Below are 19,499 nucleotides of genomic sequence, written 5' to 3' on the forward strand. Positions count from 1 at the left end.
TCTTTTTGTTTTAACTTGGCATGGGGCTGAAAAAGGTTCTGACCGCTTCTTCTCATGGCCGGATTCTCTTTTCCATCTAAAAAAGAAGGTTTTATATTCATAGCACCTTCTACATAAATTTATTTTCTAGTTTTTGCTGAAACGACTTCTCTTGCTTACGCAATAATTGACTACCTCGCTGCAAAAGAGGTGTTCCATACTTATCATTAATCTGATCAATAATAGCAAGTAGCGGCTCTTCTTTCGCATCTTCTTCGAATGAAAACAAATCTAACTGTTTGACCGAATCTGTCTTCCACTCCAATTCAGTAGCTGTAACACCTAATAAACGAATGGAATCACCATCCCAATGTTGTTTCAACAAACGTGATGCAGCTTGAAATATATCACGTTCTTCCCAAATTGCATTTTTCAATTGTTTGCTTCGTGTTACCGTCCGCCTATCATGGTATTTAATCATAATTTGGATATTATAGCTGACAAGAGTTCGCTTTTGTAGTCTATTACTCACTGAGCCCGACAGTCTCCCTAACATATCAAGCAATTCTTTCTCTTCATCCATATCCTTTGAGAAAGTCATCGAATTTCCAACACTTTTATGTTGTCCCATTTGATTCGGATCAACATCCCTATCATCCATACCTTTTGCACGCTTTTGTAAATCAACACCGTGCTTTCCAATTTTAGCGCGAATGATATGCTCGTCTCCTTTTGCTAACTGTCCAATTGTATTTATATGAATATCTTTTAGTTTTTCAGCTGTTTTCTCTCCAATTCCATGCATCGCTTCAACTGGTCGTGGCCAAATGACTTCTGGGATATCACGTTTTCTAAGCACTGTAATACCAAGTGGCTTTTTCATATCAGAAGCAGTCTTTGCTAAGAAAAGATTTGGAGCAATACCAATGCTACACGGAAGCTGTAACTCTGTTAATAACGCTTGTTGAATCATCTTTGCTATTTCAAGCGGCGAACCTAGCACATAGCAATCTGTAATATCTAAATACCCTTCATCTATAGAAACTGGTTGTATCTTTTCTGTAAAACGGGAAAGGATTTGAAACATTTGAAATGAGGCTTCGCGATATAATGTAAAGTTAGGACGCCTTACAACTAGTTGCGGACATAATCGCTTTGCTTCCCAAAGGGGCATCGTCGTACGTATTCCATACTCTCTCGCTTCGTAACTACATGTTATGATAATCCCTTTTCTCTCTTTTTCATTCCCGGCAATCGCTAATGGCTTTCCCTTTAATGTTGGATCATGGGCAATTTCAACAGATGCGAAAAAACAATTCATATCTACATGTAAAATAACACGACCATTTTTCGGATACATTTCTCGCATACTACCACCCTCCTCCAAGAACATTCGTTCCTTCATTATACCAAATTCATGTACAATATAATAATTACTCATTCTTTTTCATCTTTATTTTTGCTATACTTTATGAAAAAAATGGATTTTATTGTAAAGGAAGTGGATTGTTATGAAACAACACAATAAACTCAATAATGTATTTATTATCATTATTATAATCCTTGCAATTAAATATTTGTTACTTCCCCTTTTTAACATCAACATTCATGTTTTAGGAATCTTCTCTCATTTCATACGCTTTGTAACAACTTATATATTGCCATGGCTCTTCTTATACTGGCTTATCCGCCTTGTAAAAGCACTTGAATCAAAATAAAAAAAGACGTGTAAACCATAGTTGGTTCACACATCTTTTTTACTTTATTACTTCGCTACTTCTTCAATAATAGCTACAACTAATTCTGCTGTTTTCGCTAATTCTTCAACAGGAATTTTTTCATTTGTTGTATGAATTTCTTCATAACCAACTGCCAAGTTAACTGTTGGGATACCATGTCCGGCGATTACGTTCGCATCACTTCCTCCACCACTTTGGTGAAGAGAAGGTGTACGACCGATGTTTTCAGCTGCACGTTTCGCTACTTCTACAACGTGATCGCCATCAGCGAATTTAAATCCTGGATACATAACCTTTACTTCAACATCTGCTTGACCGCCCATTTCTTTTGCAGTTGTTTCAAATGCTTCTTTCATTTTTGCAACTTGTGCTTCCATTTTCTCATTTATTAAAGAACGAGCTTCTGCAAAGATTTGAACATGATCGCAAACGATATTTGTTTGTGTACCACCTTCAAAACGTCCAATATTTGCAGTTGTTTCAGAATCGATACGGCCAAGTGGCATCTTTGCAATCGCTTTCGCTGCGATAGTAATTGCAGATACACCTTTTTCTGGGGCTACGCCAGCGTGAGCTGTTTTCCCACGAATGATAGCATTCACTTTCGCTTGTGTTGGTGCTGCAACTACGATTTCCCCAACTTTTCCATCGCTATCTAATGCATAACCATATTTTGCTGTAATGCGCTCTCGGTCTAATGCTTTTGCACCAACAAGACCAGATTCTTCTCCAACTGTAATAATAAATTCAATTTTACCGTGAGGGATGTTTTTCTCTTTTAAAACACGAATTGCTTCAAACATAGATGCTAATCCAGCTTTATCATCCGCTCCTAAAATTGTAGTACCATCTGATACGATATATCCATCTTTAATAGAAGGCTTAATTCCATTACCAGGAACTACTGTATCCATATGAGAAGTGAAATAAATTGTATCAACACCATCTTTTGTTGCTGGTAAAGTACAAATTAAGTTACCTGCACCGTGACCAGTCACACCCATTGTATCATCTTCAAATACTTCTACACCTAAAGAAGTAAATTTCTTTGTTAACACTTTGCAAATTTCTGCTTCAAATTTCGTTTCAGAATCTACCTGTACTAACTCCATAAATTCATTTACTAAACGTTCTTGATTAATCATAAGACTGCGCCTCCTGCACTACCATTATGTATGTAACAATATTAATTATAACAGAATTTCGCAAAAGTTTCGAAATACAAGACAAAAAACAGATGGTTCACACATCTAGATACCCATCTGCTTTCTATTACTCGTTTAATAGCACCCAACGCATATGATCTTCCCAAACTCCATTTACCATCAACATTTTGCGAGATACGCCTTCATATTGAAACCCTATCTTTGTCACTACCTGTATAGATGCTAAGTTTCGTGGCATAATCGGTGCTTCTATACGGTGTAAATGAAATTCTTCAAAGGTAACTTGAATTGCTTTTCTAAGCGCTTCTGTTGTATAACCTTTATTCAGTTCTTCCTTATCTAATTTATAACCAAGTACACAAGATTGATAAATTCCACGAACAATTAGATTAAATGAAATACACCCAATAACTTTCGTATCATCGCCCTTTTTAAAAATCCATAATCGAATGATTTTACCTTCCGCGAACTCTCTTCTATCCTTTTGTAACCTTTTCTTTTGATAGTCTAACGTAAAAAAATCATCTGGTCTATATTCTTCCCACGCCTTTAAAAACTCACGATTTCTGTCGTAATATTGAAGAACTTTTTCTGCATACGACTCATCAATTTCCCTTAAATGTAAGCGATCTGTTTCGTATATTTTCATCATCGTATCTCCATTCTTCAGCTTGCATAACAAAAACTCACAATCTATCTTTTAATATATTCTCCACGCATACCCAAATTTCCTGTTATATTTTGCAACCCCTTCCCGAAATTTGTCCTTTCTCTCCCCTTGTCCACAATTTCATTTCTCGTTACAATAAAATTGTACTGATTTGCAAGGAGGCTTAACGATGCATAAAAAAGCTCAAAAAATTATGGTTTATATAATGTTAATTTCTATGCTTGTAACAACATTACTTACTGGCGCAAGTATGTTTTGGTAAAAAGGACGATTCACTCGTCCTTTTTTTTACTTTCTATTTATACAAAATAGACCATCTCGAAATCGAGATAGTCTTGTTTGTATGAAAACTCTTATTTTATATATAGTACAATCGCTACAATGCTAAAGGAAAAGGCCATTACAAGTGCTATTACAAAACTCGTGTACTGTTTTTGCTGAAATGCCCCAATGACGAAAGTAAAATTAAGTAATGCCATCAATACAATTGATACTACGTAAGAGCATATATTAAAAGTTGCTAATATGAATGTAATGACGAATAGAAAACCAACACAAAACTGCATATAAGAAATTTTTGGATTCAAATACATATGAGCAACCCCTTTACTTAGTTATCTTTATATATTCTCATTAACGCATGGTTATGTACACATGTCAAGACAACTTAATAAAGTGAAACTTTAATCAGTTGGGGTTTTGTTCATAACACACTGATTATTAGCCCACACCAATCGGGCTTTTACGGGCAGCCCTACTCCCACCTAACTTCTTTGCTTTAGCCAAGTTTTGAGGTGGGGATCTTACTGCTCGCAAATAGCGGGATAAAAGAAAAAGCCAACTTCTCGTTGACTTCTCTGAATGCAATGGCTCCTTTTTCCTTCGCCAATTGCTGAAATGATTTCTTCGATTTCACAATCCATACTTTCGTTCCAATTGGAATACGATCAAACAAATATTCCACATCTTGTTTCTTCATTCTTATACATCCTTGTGAAATATACTTTCCAATTGAACTAGGCTGATTTGTCCCATGTATCCCATATTTACTTCCGTCAGTTCCTTTTGCGTTAAATCCCATCCACCTCGATCCAAGTGGATTTTCCGGAGCCCCCCCAGGAATATCCTTCGCAATATAATACGGATCCTTCGCTTTCAATACAATATCAAAAGTTCCTTCTGGTGTTAATTCATTTGTTTTCCCCGTCGCTACTGGAAAAACCTTTTGGATCTTCCCATCGTCAATGTAAGCTAGTTTATTCGTCGCCTTATTTACAATTATAAAAGGATCCCCAGCACGAGGATTATCACCAAGAGGCCAAATCGGTGATAAAGAAAGACATAATAATAAAGAGAGAAGATACGGCATAAATAATTCCTGCCTTCTATATAAGTTCTTTTATATTATCCTTTCCCTTAAAACGACTTTTAATGAGTAGATACTGCTCCATCTCATAAACAAGTTGAACGAGTTTCGCACGTATTTCAAATTCTTCTCGCGTGACTGGTAGTGGCATTTCTCTAAACACTTCTCGCATTTCTTGAAGTTGTCTTAACGAAATGACCCCTGTACTTTCAGGACGAATGGAATTCCCTATATTTTCGATTACGTCTGCAATCATATCAGCTTGTTCATACGTCCACGATAGTGACGCAGCTAATGGCATCATCCGCTCTAAAATTTCAAATTGCTGCATGCGCATATCAAAATAACGGTAATAATAGTCATCTTCACGCATAAACTCATTCTCAAGCTTTTTAAATGATAAATCTTTCGCTTCTTTCAACATCATCTCTGTTTCAATTAATTCTGCTCCACTCCAATTACTATCGCGATTTCTTAAATAAACAACCATTTCAAACAAAATTGTTTTGAAATGCTCTTCTATTTTCTCTTGATACTCTTTCAGTTTATTCTCACTGCTTGGCATGTACATGTTTACTAATAAAGCGACACTAATTCCAATCGTTAATATAGCAATTTCATTACCAACTATAGACCATGTAATTTGCTTTAATGAGTACAGATGCATAACAATAACTGAACTCGTGACAATACCTTCTTGAATTTTGCACATAACTGCAGTCGGAATAAAGGTAAGCAGTAATAAGCTAATCGCAAGTGGTGTATAGCCAACCGTTTCAAAAATGCAAAACGCGAATACCATCGATAATACGCAAGCTAAAAAACGGTGCAACGATACTTGAACTGATTTACGTTTCGTGTTTTGTACGCATAAAATGACTAAAATACCAGCTGAACTATAAAATTCTAACCCTAATAGCTGAGCAATAAAAACTGCCGCACCTGTTCCAAGCGCTGTTTTCACTGTTCTATATCCAATTTTAAACATATCATTACTCCTATATGTATAAACGTATTTAAAGATAGTATAAAAAAAGGATGACGCGATGTCATCCTTTTTCTACTTATTATTCACGTAACCTTTACATATTACAATATCTTTTGCAAAAATTCTTTTGCACGGTCACTTTTTGGTGCCGTAAAAAACTCTTCCGGATTGCTATCTTCTACAAGTTTTCCACCATCTAAAAAGAGAACGCGGTCTGCTACTTCTTTTGCAAATCCCATTTCATGCGTAACAATCGCCATCGTCATTCCTGTCGTAACTAATGATTTCATAACTTCTAGCACTTCTTTCACCATTTCTGGATCTAGCGCTGATGTCGGTTCATCAAATAGCATAACTTCCGGTTCCATCGCCAGTGCTCTTGCAATTGCTACACGTTGCTTTTGTCCCCCTGAAAGACGATTCGGATACGCAGCTTTTTTATCTAATAACCCTACTTTTTCTAGAAGCTTCTCAGCTTTCTTTTCAGCCTCTTGCTTCGCTATACCTTTTACATTAATAGGAGCATACGTAATATTCTCTAATACAGTCATATGAGGGAATAAATGAAAATGTTGAAATACCATTCCGACATTTTCACGAACGTGCATAATATTTGTTTTCGGATTCGTTACTTCTTCCGTTCCAATCCAAATATGACCATCTGTTGGTGCTTCTAATACATTCATGCAACGTAAAAATGTTGACTTGCCAGATCCTGACGGTCCGATAATTGCAACAACTTCTCCTTTTTCAATCGTTGTCGTAATCCCTTTTAATACTTCATTTTTTCCAAATGATTTATGAAGGTTGTCAATTTTAATCACTTTTCTTCATTCTCCCTTCAATTGCCTTTCCAACTAATGTAAGAATAATCACTAACATATAATAAACAAGTCCAACAAACAGTAATGGCTCTAAATACTTAAATGTTTCACCGCCTACAATGTAAGCTCGGCGCATTAAATCTGTTGCTCCAATTACAGTTACTACAGCCGATTCTTTCGTAAGAGTCGCAAATTCATTTACAAGTGCTGGTAATATATTTTTTAATGCTTGAGGTAAAATGATATTTCTCATCATTTTACCGTAAGGAATACCTAAAGCCATCGCCGCTTCAGTTTGTCCCTTATCGACCGCTTGAATTCCGGCACGAATTACTTCTGACATGTATGCCCCTGAATTTAAACTAAATGCAAGCACAGCTGCTAAAAAGGCAGGTATATCATAACCAATCATTTGCGGGACACCGAAATAAATAATCATTAATTGCAATACAAGCGGTGTGCCACGAAATATTGATGTATAAATATCTGCTACAATATTTAATACTCGTATTCTAGCAATTTTACAAAGCGCTAATAACGTTCCTAAAATAAATCCTGCTAAAGCTGATACAGCCACAATTTTTAATGTAACTTCTAAGCCTTTTAATATATATGGTATAGAAGGCGTAATCGCCGAAAAATCTAGATTCATCCTTTTCATTCCCCTCACAGAAAAGTGAAAGGCAGCTTATTTCGCGCTGCCAAACCATTTCTTCACTAATTTATCCATTTCTCCATTCTCTTGCATTTTCTTAATTACTTTATTAAATTCTGCTGTTTTATCACTATTTTTCGGAAGGGCAATTGCTGCACCTACTTCTTCTGGTGCTTCTTGAATTTCAATTCCTTGTAATTCTTTCATATTTTCTAAATAATTTTTAGCTACTGTATCTTCTAAAATGGCTGCGTCAAAACGGCCAGCTTTAATTTCTTGTACGATTTCCGGTATACGGTCACGTCCCTCGGCTTTGAAATCGACTTGTTTTTGAAATTCTTTTGCCTTTTCTTCTTGAATTGACCCTGTTTGTACCCCTACTTTTTTCCCTTTTAAATCTTCTAACGATTTAATATTGGAATCTTTTTTTGACACGATCATGTTTTTAGCAACAAAATAAATGTCTGTGAAATCAGCATTATTTTTACGCTCTGCAGTTGGCGTCATACCCGCCATAACAAAATCAACTTTTCCTGAGTTAAGAGATGCTAATAAACCACCAAAATCCATATCTTTCACTTTCACTTCATATCCAAGTTCTTTTCCGATATATTTTGCAATATCAACATCAAAGCCGATAATTTCATCACTTTTTGATGCTTCCACGTATTCATATGGTTTATAGTCTGCTGAAGTCCCCATAACGAGTACTTTCTTATTCGTGTTACCTGCGTTAGTTGCCTTCGAATCCCCTTTACTACAGGCACTAAACATACTTACAATTAAAATAAGTGCAAATGATATTGATAATAACTTCTTCATCCTTCTTCCCCCTAATAATGTATATTTAAAAGTTTAATAGAATATTTATTCGTTGTTAGTATTGTATCAGCACTTTTATTTTTATGCAATATTTAAAATAAAAATAAACACAAAAACATTATTATCGTCATTCATAACGCATAAAAACATGCATAAAATAACATTCTTATGCATGTTCGATCAATATAAAAACTAAATAAAAAAGCGGTACATCCACTTAATCGTGGACGTACCGCTTTTTCTCTTCCTTATAGTTCTTCGCAATTATCTTCGAAGTAAGATTGTAGTTTTGCAATTACTTGCATTGGTTCATGACCTTCAATTTCATGACGTTCTACCATCGTTACAATTTTTCCATCTTTCAATAAAGCAAATGATGGAGATGAAGGTGGATATCCCTCAAAATATTCACGAGCTCTTGCTGTAGCTTCTTTATCTTGACCCGCAAATACCGTTACAAGGTGGTTAGGACGTTTATCATAATGTACGGAATGTGCAGCAGCAGGGCGAGCAATACCGCCTGCACAACCACATACAGAGTTTACCATTACAAGTGTTGTACCATTTCTTTTAAATGCTTCTTCAACTGCTTCTGGTGTCGTCAATTCCGTATATCCCGCAGAGACAATCTCTTCACGCGCTTGACGGACAACATCGTTCATAAAAAAGTTAAAGTTAATCAATGTGTTCCCTCCTCTAATTCTACCTATTTGTATCTTACCAGTTAATGTTTAGAAAATACAAGTAAGTTTACTTGTATTTAAGCATATAAAAGGTGTTAGAGCTCTTGCTCTAACACCTTTTCTTAATGACCTCGATGTTTTTGCTTTGCCTTTTGTACTTTAATTAAACGTTTCCGCTGCTTTTCTGCTTCTCGCTTCTCTTTAGATTGCACTTTCTTTTCTTGTTTATGCAGTTCATACGATAAACTAATTGCCTCTTGCGCCTTTGTATAACGTTTTACATTTAATTCTTTAGCAGCTTGCCTTATGATACGCTTAATACTTTTCGGACGCTGTTTTTCTTTAATCTCCACACCAAATCTTGCAAAGCGCTGGAAATACGCTAACATTGGACCATTTACAAATATAAGTACTTCTTCATCTGATGGTTCCGTCCCAAAAATATACCTGGCTCCATACAATTTTCCTTTTTCTTGGCGCATAATAATTCCTACAAAAAATTGACCATCGTGATATACTGTCAATTCCATTGACAGCCCCTCCTTAGCAAAATTAGAAATACCGGACATCCCGGAGGGGAAGGTTACTGACATGAAATCATGCGTCTGGACTACCAACCAGAGCTGTGTTTTTGTATTTCTTCCACTACTATTATATCTTTTTTTCCATAATTTTCATATAATCAGCAATCATTTTTTTATGTGACCCTACAATATATTCAGGTAGCTCTGTTACTGGAAAGAACTTAAGCTGAACAGCTTCTTCTTTATTCATAACAAAATTCCCTTCGTATTCATCGGTATAATAGGCGGTTGTTACGGATTGAAATTCATCACCGTTTGCTAATTTGGTAAAATAATTCGCTCCAGAAAATACATTGATTAATCGTAAATTCTTAACTTCTATTCCTGTCTCTTCATATACTTCGCGGTAAGCTGTTTCTTCTGGTGATTCACCAAGCTCCATTAACCCGCCAGGCAGCCCCCATTTTCCGTACGGCTCTGTTCGTTGCTGTAATAATACATATCCACTTTCATTTATAACGAGTACAACAGCTCCAACTAAAATTAAAGGGCGATGACCAACTATTTTTCGTAATTCTTCTACATATCCCATCGTATCGCCTCCTTTTTCGTTGTCCACACTATTGTATCATATGTATGAAACGACAAAATGCGTATATTTTTCATTTTTTTAACAAAATATTTATTTTATGTGCTTCATCTACTGTAGCTAACATAATGGATTCGATTTCCGCACTCTTCTCTAAAAACTCTTTCGCCCACTCTTCTGTTTTTCCTAATAAAGCGAGTACATCCTGTTGAATTCTACCATCCTTCACTAAAATAAAAGCAACTGGAGATTTTTTCCCCGCCACTTTAAGATCAAGCCGAGAAACTGCTTCATATTCTGGATACTGAAATATAGAAACAACACCACTTGCTTCCCATAATGCTAATTTAATCGTTTGAATATCGCTCACATTTCGCATGCGAAGTTCCGAAAATAAATATTCTGCCGTAATTCTCGCTTTTTTCAAATTGCTAAAATCAATGGAACCATTGTGTATAAGAATAACTGGCGCAGGCTCTAAAAAACGTCTCCACCTATCCCATTTCAACATTAAAACAGAGCTTACAATATGTAATACAACTAGTATAAAAGTTGTAATCATTGAACCAAGCAATCCGACCTTTTCATCGGATAGTGCATTAGAAATATTCCCACCAAGCAATAACACTAATACAACATCTAAAAAGCGAAGTTGTGCAATGGACCTTTGTCCCATCAATTTCGCAACTAAAATTAAAAATATATAAGCTATAACTGCCCGAATAATCCATTCCCCATTAGAAATATGCCGTGCTCCTTCAAAAATATGTATATACATAACTTTGCACCCCTTAAACGTTGCAAACTACAATTTTGTTTTAGTTTGCAACGTTTAAGAGCATATATGTAAAAAAGCTGATTCGTTTTTAAACGAATCAGCTTTTTGTTACTTAACTGAAAACATATATTTTTTATACGTTTTCCGTACCGATAATATGAGCCCCATCATAATCATATTTGAGAATAAGGAACTTCCCCCATATGATAAGAAAGGTAATGCGATACCTTTTACAGGCATTAATCCAACGATCATACCAATATTTTGAAATATTTGAACCGTTAGTATTCCTATTGATCCCGCACATAATAGTGTACCAAATAAATTATCAGCAGAATAACCAATAATAATTGTTCGATAAAGTAGTAACAGGAACAAGAACACAACTAGTGCTGCTACTATAAATCCACCTTCTTCAGCAATTGTAGCGAATATAAAGTCAGTGTGTTTCTCTGGAATATAGACGCTCCCTTCACCGTACCCTTTACCTTCCATACCTCCACTACCTACAGCTAAAATCGATTGCTGCGTTTGATAGCCTTCATTTGCATTTTCAAATGGATTTAACCAACCTATAATACGTGATTGTTGGTGAGGTTTTAGTAAAGTAACCAGTTTATTAAAGAAGAAGTCTGGGTATCTTACAAATATAAATATTAATGCAGACAATATTGTCACTGGAATTACTGTACATATCGCAATTAATTTCTTTTGAATTCCTGACATGAATAAAATACATGCGATAGCTGCTGCATATAAGAACACCATTCCTGTGTCTGGTTGGCTATATACAACGGCCATAGGTGGAAGAGATACTAACATAATCTTCCCAACCAATTTTAAATCAGTCTGGAATGTCCGGGCCATATACTGAGCATTATGTTTCACCGCTAAACTTGCAACTAGTAGAAGCAATGAAATTTTGAAAAACTCAGATGGCTGGATTTGTCCAACCAATGGAAAAACGAACCATCTTTTTGCACCTAATTTTTCAGGTGTGAAAGTGGAAACCGGTAGTATTTTCAAAAGAATAAGTGAACCAAACCCAACTATATAAAGCGGCCAAGACAATTTTTGCAATTGATCTAAGTCGATGCTTGCAACAAGCAATAACAATACAGCCCCAATTATGTAGTTCAAACCCTGTTTCGCAGCAAAGTTTGCATCTCCATACTGTCCGGTTTGCTGACTGCTATATATAGCGGCTATACTCGTAACACATAATGCACACAAAATTAAAATTAATTTTACATCTAAACTTTTTAGAAACTCGGTACTTCTTTTCATGACATCCTCCTGAAACATTGTTACAGCAAAATAAAAAACCAGGAGTCAACATTCTTCATGTTTTGACGACTGATTACACATTATCTATAAAACACTTATATAGAATAACTCTCTTTTTCATACAATACAATATATTATACTACAGTTTCATCAGTAAGATTTGCCAAAAAAATTATTCTTTTCTTATTTTATATCTATATACCATATATCAGCAATGTATTTTCGCAAATTCCTTATACATGATCATTCATTGTAAGATTAATGGGAAAAGGTTTGTACATATTGTAGGATACAAATGAAGAAATAAGATGATAAAAAGCTCGCATAAGCGAGCTTTTTATTAATATACAGATGTATTGTTTTCTGACATGTTTTCTAAAATTTCTTTAACACGTCCTAAGAACTTACCACAAATTAAACCATCAAGTACGCGGTGATCAAGTGATAAACATAAGTTAACCATGTCACGAGCACCGAACATACCATTATCCATAATTACTGGGCGTTTTACAATTGATTCTACTTGTAAAATAGCCGCTTGTGGGTAATTAATAATACCCATAGATTGAACAGAACCGAATGATCCTGTGTTATTAATTGTAAATGTTCCGCCTTGCATTTCGTCCGCTTTTAACGATTTCGTGCGTACTTTTCCTGCAAGTTCTGTAATTTCACGAGCGATACCTTTAATTGTTTTCTCGTCCGCTTGCTTAATTACTGGTACAAATAACTCTTCTTCTGTTGCAACAGCGATAGAAAGGTTAATATCTTTCTTCTGAACGATTTTATCGCCAGCCCACATAGAATTGATTTGAGGATACTCTTTTAACGCTTGTGCTACTGCTTTTACGAAGAAAGCAAAGAACGTTAAGTTAAAGCCTTCACGCTTTTTAAAATCACCTTTAATTGAATTACGGTATGACACAAGGTTTGTCACATCTACTTCAATCATCATCCAAGCATGAGGTGCTTCGTGTTTACTACGTAACATGTTCGCTGCAATCGCTTTACGCACACCTGTTACTGGAATTTCGATATCGCCAGGCATTGTCGGCACAGAAACTGGTTTCGCAGCTTCTACTTTTTGCGCTACCGGCGCTGCTTTTGGTGCTTCTGGACGTGCTTCTACTACTGCTGCTACAGCTTCTTCTTTTTTCGCGCCTGCTTGCGGAATGTTTCCAGATTCCACTAGCATTAAAATATCTTTACGAGTAATACGGCCATTTGCTCCCGTACCTTCTACTAAATCTAAATCAACATTATGCTCACCCGCAAGTTTTAAAACCGCTGGTGAAAAACGTGGTTTTCCATCAGTTGGTTGTTTTACTTTCGGTGCTTTTTCAGATGTAGTTACTTCTGCTTTTGGTTCTTCTTTCGTTTTTTCCTCTACAGCTGTTGCCGCTACTTCATCTGCGCCTTCTACTTGAATGACACAAACAACTTCACCTACAGCTAACGTATCACCTTCACCAGCTATTAACTCCTTCACAATACCAGTGAAAGAAGATGGTACTTCTGCATTTACTTTATCTGTCATTACCTCTGCAAGTGGATCATATTTGTTCACATGATCGCCAACATTAACGAGCCATTTACTAATTGTACCCTCTGTAACGCTCTCCCCGAGCTGAGGCATTGTAATATTTTCTACAGCCATGTATAGTCCCCCCGATTAAAATTCCGCAAGTTCACGCATTGCTTTTTCAACTTTATCTGGATTTACCATAAAGAATTTTTCCATTGTTGGTGCATATGGCATTGCTGGAACGTCTGGGCCTGCAAGACGTGCAATTGGTGCATCTAAATCAAACAGACAGTTTTCAGCGATAATTGCTGCCACTTCACTCATAATGCTTCCTTCTTTATTGTCTTCTGTTACAAGAAGAACTTTACCAGTTTTTGAAGCAGCTTCGATAATTGCTTCTTTATCTAATGGATATACAGTACGTAAATCAAGAATGTGTGCAGAGATGCCATCTTGCGCTAATTTCTCAGCTGCTTGAAGAGCAAAGTGGACACATAATCCGTATGTGATAACAGTAATGTCATCACCTTCACGTTTTACATCTGCTTTTCCGATTGGTAATACGTAATCATCTTCTGGCACTTCACCTTTAATTAAGCGATATGCACGTTTATGCTCAAAGAATAATACTGGATCTTCATCACGAATTGCTGCTTTTAATAAACCTTTTGCATCATATGGTGTAGAAGGGATAACAATTTTTAAACCTGGTTGGTTTGCAAACATCGCTTCTACAGATTGTGAATGATACAATGCACCGTGAACACCGCCACCAAATGGCGCACGAACTGTAATTGGACAAGTCCAATCATTGTTAGAACGATAACGAATTTTTGCTGCCTCAGAAACAATTTGGTTTACTGCTGGCATGATGAAATCAGCAAACTGCATTTCAGCGATTGGACGCATACCATACATCGCTGCACCAATTGCTACTCCAGCGATTGCTGATTCTGCAAGTGGTGTATCTAACGCACGATCTTCACCAAATTGATCATATAATCCGTGTGTCGCTTTAAATACGCCACCTTTTTTACCAACATCTTCACCTAAAACGAATACTTTCTCATCGCGTTCCATTTCCTCGCGCATTGCTAATGTAATAGCATCAATATAAGACATTACAGCCATGAAACGTTCCCCCCTATTCTGCGTATACGTGCTTCAATGCATCTTCAGGTGCTGCATACGGAGCATTTTCTGCATTTTCTGTTGCTTCGTTTACGATATGCATAATTTCATCTAACATTTGTTTCTCAGATTCCTCAGTTAACACGCCAACTTCTTTTAAATAAGCAGCAAATGTTATAATTGAATCATTTTTCTTCGCTTCTTCTACTTCTTCTTTATCACGATAAACACGATCATCATCGTCACTAGAATGTGCTGTTAAACGATATGATACTGTTTCGATTAGAGTTGGGCCTTCACCACGGCGACCGCGGTCTGCTGCCTCTTTTACTGCTTTATATACTGCAAGTGGATCGTTTCCGTCTACTGTGTATCCAGGCATACCATATCCAATTGCACGGTCTGATACATTTTTACATGCTAATTGTTTTTCAACTGGAATAGAGATTGCGTATTTATTATTTTCACACATGAAAATAACAGGTAGTTTGTGTACGCCAGCAAAGTTCGCACCTTCATGGAAATCACCTTGGTTTGAAGAGCCTTCTCCGAATGTAACGAACGTTACTAAATCTTTCTTCTCCATTTTTCCAGCTAACGCAATACCAACTGCATGCGGTACTTGTGTTGTTACTGGAGATGAACCTGTAACAATACGATTTTTCTTTTGACCGAAGTGACCAGGCATTTGACGACCACCAGAGTTTGGATCTCCAGCTTTCGCGAAACCAGATAACATAAGCTCTTTAGCTGTCATACCAAATGCTAGTACAACACCCATATCACGGTAGTATGGTAATGCATAATCTTTCTCTCTATCAAGAGCGAACGCTGCTCCAACTTGTGCAGCCTCTTGTCCTTGACAAGAAATTACGAATGGAATTTTACCTGCACGGTTTAATAACCACATACGTTCGTCGATTTTACGTGCAAGTAACATCGTACGGTACATTTCTAATACTTGCTCATCATTTAAGCCAAGCTCTTCATGGCGCTTTTCTTTTACTTCTGCCATTTTTCATAACCTCCTAAATCCACATTTTTATGCGTGTAACGCTTTTCCATCTACAGCTAGTGCTGCTTCACCAATCGCTTCAGATAATGATGGATGCGGATGAATTGTATGTGCTACTTCCCAAGGTGTTGCATCAAGTACTCTTGCAAGACCAGCTTCAGAAATCATATCTGTTACATGTGGCCCGATCATATGAACACCAAGAATATCATTTGTTTCTTCATCAACTACAAGTTTTACAAAACCATCTGATTCTCCGTATACAAGTGCCTTTCCGATTGCACGGAATGAGAACTTACCTACTTTTAACTTATAGCCTTTTTCTTTCGCTTCTTGTTCTGTTAAGCCGACAGAAGCAACTTCTGGACTGCTATATACACATTTTGATACCATCGAATAATCAATTGATGTAACTTCTTTACCTGCAATATGTTCTACTGCAACAATTCCTTCATGAGAAGCAACGTGAGCAAGTTGCAAGCCACCGATTACATCTCCAATTGCGTAAATATGAGATTCTTTCGTTTGATAAAACTCATTTGTTTGAATGTATCCTTTTTCCACAACGATATCAGTATTCTCTAAACCAATGTTTTGCGTATTCGCTTGTCTTCCTACAGATACAAGCATTTTTTCTGCTTTAAATTCTTTATTCTCACCGTTATGTTCAGCTTGAATTGTTACTCCATTATCTTTTACCAATGTTTCCGGTAATACTTTTGCACCAGTTACCACTTTAATACCTTTTTTCTTGAATAGACGTTGCATTTCTTTTGAAACGTCATTGTCTTCTAGTGGTAATATAGTTTTCGCATACTCTAATACTGTAACTTCTACACCGAAGTCAGCAAGCATAGATGCCCACTCAATACCGATTACACCGCCACCCACGATAATGATTGAACTAGGAAGCGTTTCCATTTTTAGGGCATGATCTGAAGACATTACATACTCTCCGTCTAACTCTAATCCTGGTAATGAATTTGGACGAGAACCTGTTGCAACAAGTACATTTTTTGGAATTAACATTTCATTTTCTTCTCCACTTGCAAGTTCAACTGAAATTGTCCCTGGCATCGGAGAGAAAATAGATGGGCCAAGAATACGGCCAATACCTTCAAACACATCAATTTTACCTTGTTTCATTAAATGTTGAACGCCTTTATGAAGCTGCGTTACAATCTTCTCTTTACGCTCTTGTACTTTCGCAAAGTTTAGTTCTACATTACTTGCAATAACTCCGAACTCTTCGCTTTTTTTAGCAGTTGCGTATACTTCCGCACTACGTAAAAGAGCTTTACTAGGAATACATCCTTTGTGTAAACAAGTACCACCAAGATTTTCTTTTTCAACAAGTGCAGTTTTTAAACCTAGTTGTGATGCACGAATAGCAGCAACATATCCACCAGTACCGCCGCCAACGATGACTAAATCATATTCTTTTGCCATTATCTCAACCCCTAGCTACCGTTTCTTTTTCACGTACAACATATTCTTTTGGAGCTTCTTCTTCACGTAATACACGAAGTGCTCCTTCTGCTAATGCTTGTAATTCATCTTCTCCTGGATGTACGATAACATCTGCAATCCAATCTACTCGTTCTTTTATTTCATCGACAAGAATTTTACTGTATGCAAGTCCACCAGTTAATACGATTGCATCGATTTTCCCGTGAAGTACAGCGCTAGCTCCGCCAATCTCTTTTGCAACTTGATATGCCATTGCTTTATAAATAAGAGTTGCTTCAGGATCGCCTTTTTCAACCATTTGTTCTACTTTAATCGCATCATTTGTGCCGATTAGACTTACAAGTCCACCTTGTCCGACAAGCTTTTTAACCATTTCGTCACGATAATACTCGCCAGAGAAACACATTTCAACTAGTTGTCCTACTGGTACTGTACCAGCACGCTCTGGACTAAATGGTCCTTCTCCGTTTAAGCCATTATTAACATCAATAACTTTTCCTTTTTTATGAGCACCAACTGTAATGCCGCCACCCATATGTGTAACTAATAAATTTAAATCCTCGTATTTGTGGTTTAATTGTTCAGCCACTTTACGAGCAACCGCTTTTTGATTTAATGCATGGAAAATACTTTTACGTTCCATACCAGCAATACCGCTTATGCGAGCAATCGGCTCCATTTCATCTACAACAACAGGATCTACAATGAATGCCGGAATATTTAATCCAGAAGCAATTTCATATGCTAAAATGCCTCCAAGGTTTGAAGCATGATGACCACTAAACCCATTTTTTAAATCTTCTAACATCGCATCGTTTACTGTATACGTTCCGCCTTCGATTGGACGAAGTAATCCACCACGCCCACAAACAGCGTTCAATTTTGAAATGTTAATACCGTGAGAATGTAGAACTTCTAAAATCGTTTCTTTTCGAAACTCATATTGATCAATGATTCGCTTATATTTTCCAATCTGTTCTTCGTCATGACGAATTGTTTCTTCTAAAACGGGTCTTTCATTATCAAAAACACCAATTTTTGTGGATGTACTACCCGGATTAATAACAAGAATTCGATTTAAGGACAATGTTGCTACCTCCACTAATAAATTCAAAAGGAAGTGGAAACCTCATGAGAGGTAACCACACCTTTTGTAAAAGTTTTATATGAATAATTAGCGACGGCTAATAATGTCGTGACCGTTGCGTAAGTATGTGCTACGAGTGTTTTTCAAACTTGCAATGCGCTCTTCAGCTAGACGATCTGCTGCTACATAAGTTGCTACGCCATCGCGTTTTGAAATTTCGATTACTTTTGCAATTGTGTCATAAATAGACTCAACACGTTTTAGTGCACGTTCTCTATTGTATCCATATAATTCGTCTGCTACGTTAATTACGCCACCTGCATTAATAACATAGTCTGGTGCGTATACAATACCCATTTCATGAATGATGTCACCGTGACGATCTTCTTTTAATTGGTTATTTGCAGAACCTGCGATTACTTTTGCTTTAAGTTGTGGAATAGTTTCATCATTAACCGTTGCGCCTAATGCACATGGTGCATAAATATCACATTCAACACCGTAAATTTCATTTGGCTCAACTGCTGATGCACCGAATTCTTCTACTGCACGTTGTACAGCTTCTTTATTAATATCTGTTACGATTAATTTTGCTCCTTCAGCGTGTAAATGTTTGCATAAGTGATATGCTACGTTACCAACGCCTTGAACAGCAATTACTTTTCCTTCTAGGTTATCTGTACCGAACGCTTCTTTTGCAGCTGCCTTCATACCACGGTAAACGCCGTATGCAGTTACTGGAGATGGATTACCAGAAGAACCGAATGATGGTGAAATACCTGTTACAAAGTCAGTTTCTTCATGGATAATATCCATATCATCTACTGTTGTACCAACATCTTCAGCTGTAATGTAACGTCCGTTTAGTCCTTGAATGTAGCGTCCTAATGCACGGAACATTGCTTCGCTTTTATCTTTACGTGGATCACCGATAATTACTGTTTTTGCACCACCTAAGTTTAAACCAGCTGCTGCATTTTTGTATGTCATCCCTTTTGCAAGACGCAATGCATCTTCAATCGCCGCTTCTTCAGAATCATATGTCCACATTCTTGTTCCACCAAGAGCTGGTCCAAGTGTTGTATCATGAATTGCAATGATTGCTTTTAAACCAGATTCTTTATCTTGACAAAATACTACTTGCTCATAATCATATTTTTCTAAGTATTCGAAGATTTCTAATGTCATTGTCGTTTCCCCC

Annotated in this window: 22 protein-coding genes; 2 read left to right on the top strand and 20 right to left on the bottom strand. The window is 36.7% G+C overall.

Annotation, left to right across the window (positions count from 1 at the left end; all coding sequences use genetic code 11):
• Positions 1-109: 109 nt before the first annotated feature.
• Positions 110-1,348 carry a DNA polymerase IV gene (locus MR109_RS03365; protein WP_242271017.1) on the bottom strand — a complete coding sequence of 413 codons (1,239 nt, stop codon included), beginning with the start codon at positions 1,346-1,348 and terminating at the stop codon, positions 110-112.
• A gap of 142 nt (positions 1,349-1,490) precedes the next feature.
• Here MR109_RS03365 and MR109_RS03370 point away from each other — a divergent pair, with 142 nt between their 5' ends.
• Complete coding sequence (locus MR109_RS03370; RefSeq protein WP_242271020.1) at positions 1,491-1,697, top strand: hypothetical protein; 207 nt, start codon at positions 1,491-1,493, stop codon at positions 1,695-1,697.
• A 47-nt stretch (positions 1,698-1,744) separates the two neighbouring features.
• On the opposite strand, the gene MR109_RS03375 is transcribed toward MR109_RS03370, so the two are convergent.
• Complete coding sequence (locus tag MR109_RS03375) at positions 1,745-2,863, bottom strand: tripeptidase T (protein ID WP_048374138.1); 1,119 nt, start codon at positions 2,861-2,863, stop codon at positions 1,745-1,747.
• 127 nt (positions 2,864-2,990) lie between these two features.
• Positions 2,991-3,536 carry a GNAT family N-acetyltransferase gene (locus MR109_RS03380; RefSeq protein WP_025150091.1) on the bottom strand — a complete coding sequence of 182 codons (546 nt, stop codon included), beginning with the start codon at positions 3,534-3,536 and terminating at the stop codon, positions 2,991-2,993.
• A gap of 187 nt (positions 3,537-3,723) precedes the next feature.
• Between MR109_RS03380 and prli42 the strand changes: the two genes are divergently transcribed.
• Positions 3,724-3,816, top strand: a complete 93-nt coding sequence (gene prli42 / locus MR109_RS03385; RefSeq protein WP_000549036.1) for a stressosome-associated protein Prli42 — start codon at positions 3,724-3,726, stop codon at positions 3,814-3,816.
• A 91-nt stretch (positions 3,817-3,907) separates the two neighbouring features.
• Here prli42 and MR109_RS03390 read toward each other — a convergent pair whose 3' ends face one another.
• The 17 genes from MR109_RS03390 to MR109_RS03470 all read right to left on the bottom strand — a co-directional run bounded on the left by MR109_RS03390 (position 3,908) and on the right by MR109_RS03470 (position 19,486).
• The gene (locus MR109_RS03390) at positions 3,908-4,147 is read right to left on the bottom strand and encodes a DUF3894 domain-containing protein (protein ID WP_002173380.1); all 240 of its coding nucleotides are present in this window, start codon (positions 4,145-4,147) and stop codon (positions 3,908-3,910) included.
• A gap of 185 nt (positions 4,148-4,332) precedes the next feature.
• Positions 4,333-4,923 carry a L,D-transpeptidase gene (locus tag MR109_RS03395; protein WP_242271022.1) on the bottom strand — a complete coding sequence of 197 codons (591 nt, stop codon included), beginning with the start codon at positions 4,921-4,923 and terminating at the stop codon, positions 4,333-4,335.
• Positions 4,924-4,939: 16 nt separating this feature from the next.
• Positions 4,940-5,908, bottom strand: coding sequence for an aromatic acid exporter family protein (locus MR109_RS03400; RefSeq protein WP_242271024.1), 969 nt, complete (start codon positions 5,906-5,908; stop codon positions 4,940-4,942).
• Positions 5,909-6,009: 101 nt separating this feature from the next.
• Positions 6,010-6,732, bottom strand: a complete 723-nt coding sequence (locus tag MR109_RS03405; RefSeq protein WP_098303861.1) for an amino acid ABC transporter ATP-binding protein — start codon at positions 6,730-6,732, stop codon at positions 6,010-6,012.
• Positions 6,725-7,384, bottom strand: a complete 660-nt coding sequence (locus MR109_RS03410; RefSeq protein ID WP_002173384.1) for an amino acid ABC transporter permease — start codon at positions 7,382-7,384, stop codon at positions 6,725-6,727. The genes MR109_RS03405 and MR109_RS03410 overlap by 8 nt, the downstream gene beginning before the upstream one ends.
• A 36-nt stretch (positions 7,385-7,420) precedes the next feature.
• The gene (locus MR109_RS03415; RefSeq protein ID WP_025150087.1) at positions 7,421-8,209 is read right to left on the bottom strand and encodes a transporter substrate-binding domain-containing protein; all 789 of its coding nucleotides are present in this window, start codon (positions 8,207-8,209) and stop codon (positions 7,421-7,423) included.
• Between the two features lie 248 nt (positions 8,210-8,457).
• The gene (locus MR109_RS03420) at positions 8,458-8,871 is read right to left on the bottom strand and encodes a BrxA/BrxB family bacilliredoxin (RefSeq protein ID WP_002015097.1); all 414 of its coding nucleotides are present in this window, start codon (positions 8,869-8,871) and stop codon (positions 8,458-8,460) included.
• Between the two features lie 143 nt (positions 8,872-9,014).
• Entirely contained in the window at positions 9,015-9,422 is a 408-nt protein-coding gene (locus MR109_RS03425; RefSeq protein ID WP_242271026.1) for a YjdF family protein, read from the bottom strand.
• 121 nt (positions 9,423-9,543) lie between these two features.
• Entirely contained in the window at positions 9,544-10,008 is a 465-nt protein-coding gene (locus MR109_RS03430) for an NUDIX hydrolase (protein WP_242271028.1), read from the bottom strand.
• Positions 10,009-10,078: 70 nt separating this feature from the next.
• On the bottom strand, positions 10,079-10,783 hold the full coding sequence (locus tag MR109_RS03435) for a DUF421 domain-containing protein (RefSeq protein WP_048374143.1): 705 nt from the start codon (positions 10,781-10,783) through the stop codon (positions 10,079-10,081).
• A 108-nt stretch (positions 10,784-10,891) separates the two neighbouring features.
• Complete coding sequence (locus MR109_RS03440; RefSeq protein ID WP_048374144.1) at positions 10,892-12,070, bottom strand: FtsW/RodA/SpoVE family cell cycle protein; 1,179 nt, start codon at positions 12,068-12,070, stop codon at positions 10,892-10,894.
• Positions 12,071-12,410: 340 nt separating this feature from the next.
• Positions 12,411-13,727, bottom strand: a complete 1,317-nt coding sequence (locus tag MR109_RS03445; protein ID WP_242271036.1) for a dihydrolipoamide acetyltransferase family protein — start codon at positions 13,725-13,727, stop codon at positions 12,411-12,413.
• A 15-nt stretch (positions 13,728-13,742) separates the two neighbouring features.
• Entirely contained in the window at positions 13,743-14,726 is a 984-nt protein-coding gene (bfmBAB, locus tag MR109_RS03450; protein WP_000290076.1) for a 3-methyl-2-oxobutanoate dehydrogenase subunit beta, read from the bottom strand.
• A gap of 13 nt (positions 14,727-14,739) precedes the next feature.
• A complete protein-coding gene (gene bfmBAA, locus MR109_RS03455; RefSeq protein WP_242271037.1) occupies positions 14,740-15,741 on the bottom strand; it encodes a 3-methyl-2-oxobutanoate dehydrogenase subunit alpha in 1,002 nt (333 codons plus the stop codon).
• 27 nt (positions 15,742-15,768) lie between these two features.
• Positions 15,769-17,190, bottom strand: a complete 1,422-nt coding sequence (gene lpdA / locus MR109_RS03460) for a dihydrolipoyl dehydrogenase (protein ID WP_242271050.1) — start codon at positions 17,188-17,190, stop codon at positions 15,769-15,771.
• 4 nt (positions 17,191-17,194) lie between these two features.
• Complete coding sequence (buk, locus tag MR109_RS03465; RefSeq protein ID WP_002173393.1) at positions 17,195-18,298, bottom strand: butyrate kinase; 1,104 nt, start codon at positions 18,296-18,298, stop codon at positions 17,195-17,197.
• An 87-nt stretch (positions 18,299-18,385) separates the two neighbouring features.
• Positions 18,386-19,486, bottom strand: coding sequence for a leucine dehydrogenase (locus MR109_RS03470; protein ID WP_002173394.1), 1,101 nt, complete (start codon positions 19,484-19,486; stop codon positions 18,386-18,388).
• Positions 19,487-19,499 lie beyond the last annotated feature (13 nt).

Source organism: Bacillus cereus group sp. BfR-BA-01310, assembly GCF_022664325.1.
Taxonomy (GTDB): Bacteria; Bacillota; Bacilli; order Bacillales; family Bacillaceae_G; genus Bacillus_A; species Bacillus_A paramycoides.

Bases quoted from the DNA above. Each gene is read 5' to 3' on its own strand.
- MR109_RS03415 (WP_025150087.1), bottom strand. From the start codon at position 8,209: ATGAAGAAGTTATTATCAATATCATTTGCACTTATTTTAATTGTAAGT.
- MR109_RS03395 (WP_242271022.1), bottom strand. From the start codon at position 4,923: ATGCCGTATCTTCTCTCTTTATTATTATGTCTTTCTTTATCACCGATT.
- MR109_RS03425 (WP_242271026.1), bottom strand. From the start codon at position 9,422: ATGGAATTGACAGTATATCACGATGGTCAATTTTTTGTAGGAATTATT.
- prli42 (WP_000549036.1), top strand. From the start codon at position 3,724: ATGCATAAAAAAGCTCAAAAAATTATGGTTTATATAATGTTAATTTCT.
- bfmBAB (WP_000290076.1), bottom strand. From the start codon at position 14,726: ATGGCTGTAATGTCTTATATTGATGCTATTACATTAGCAATGCGCGAG.
- MR109_RS03440 (WP_048374144.1), bottom strand. From the start codon at position 12,070: ATGAAAAGAAGTACCGAGTTTCTAAAAAGTTTAGATGTAAAATTAATT.
- MR109_RS03420 (WP_002015097.1), bottom strand. From the start codon at position 8,871: ATGAACGATGTTGTCCGTCAAGCGCGTGAAGAGATTGTCTCTGCGGGA.
- MR109_RS03375 (WP_048374138.1), bottom strand. From the start codon at position 2,863: ATGATTAATCAAGAACGTTTAGTAAATGAATTTATGGAGTTAGTACAG.
- bfmBAA (WP_242271037.1), bottom strand. From the start codon at position 15,741: ATGGCAGAAGTAAAAGAAAAGCGCCATGAAGAGCTTGGCTTAAATGAT.
- MR109_RS03410 (WP_002173384.1), bottom strand. From the start codon at position 7,384: ATGAATCTAGATTTTTCGGCGATTACGCCTTCTATACCATATATATTA.
- MR109_RS03370 (WP_242271020.1), top strand. From the start codon at position 1,491: ATGAAACAACACAATAAACTCAATAATGTATTTATTATCATTATTATA.
- lpdA (WP_242271050.1), bottom strand. From the start codon at position 17,190: ATGGCAAAAGAATATGATTTAGTCATCGTTGGCGGCGGTACTGGTGGA.
- MR109_RS03365 (WP_242271017.1), bottom strand. From the start codon at position 1,348: ATGCGAGAAATGTATCCGAAAAATGGTCGTGTTATTTTACATGTAGAT.
- MR109_RS03400 (WP_242271024.1), bottom strand. From the start codon at position 5,908: ATGTTTAAAATTGGATATAGAACAGTGAAAACAGCGCTTGGAACAGGT.
- MR109_RS03435 (WP_048374143.1), bottom strand. From the start codon at position 10,783: ATGTATATACATATTTTTGAAGGAGCACGGCATATTTCTAATGGGGAA.
- MR109_RS03470 (WP_002173394.1), bottom strand. From the start codon at position 19,486: ATGACATTAGAAATCTTCGAATACTTAGAAAAATATGATTATGAGCAA.
- MR109_RS03430 (WP_242271028.1), bottom strand. From the start codon at position 10,008: ATGGGATATGTAGAAGAATTACGAAAAATAGTTGGTCATCGCCCTTTA.
- MR109_RS03445 (WP_242271036.1), bottom strand. From the start codon at position 13,727: ATGGCTGTAGAAAATATTACAATGCCTCAGCTCGGGGAGAGCGTTACA.
- MR109_RS03390 (WP_002173380.1), bottom strand. From the start codon at position 4,147: ATGTATTTGAATCCAAAAATTTCTTATATGCAGTTTTGTGTTGGTTTT.
- MR109_RS03380 (WP_025150091.1), bottom strand. From the start codon at position 3,536: ATGATGAAAATATACGAAACAGATCGCTTACATTTAAGGGAAATTGAT.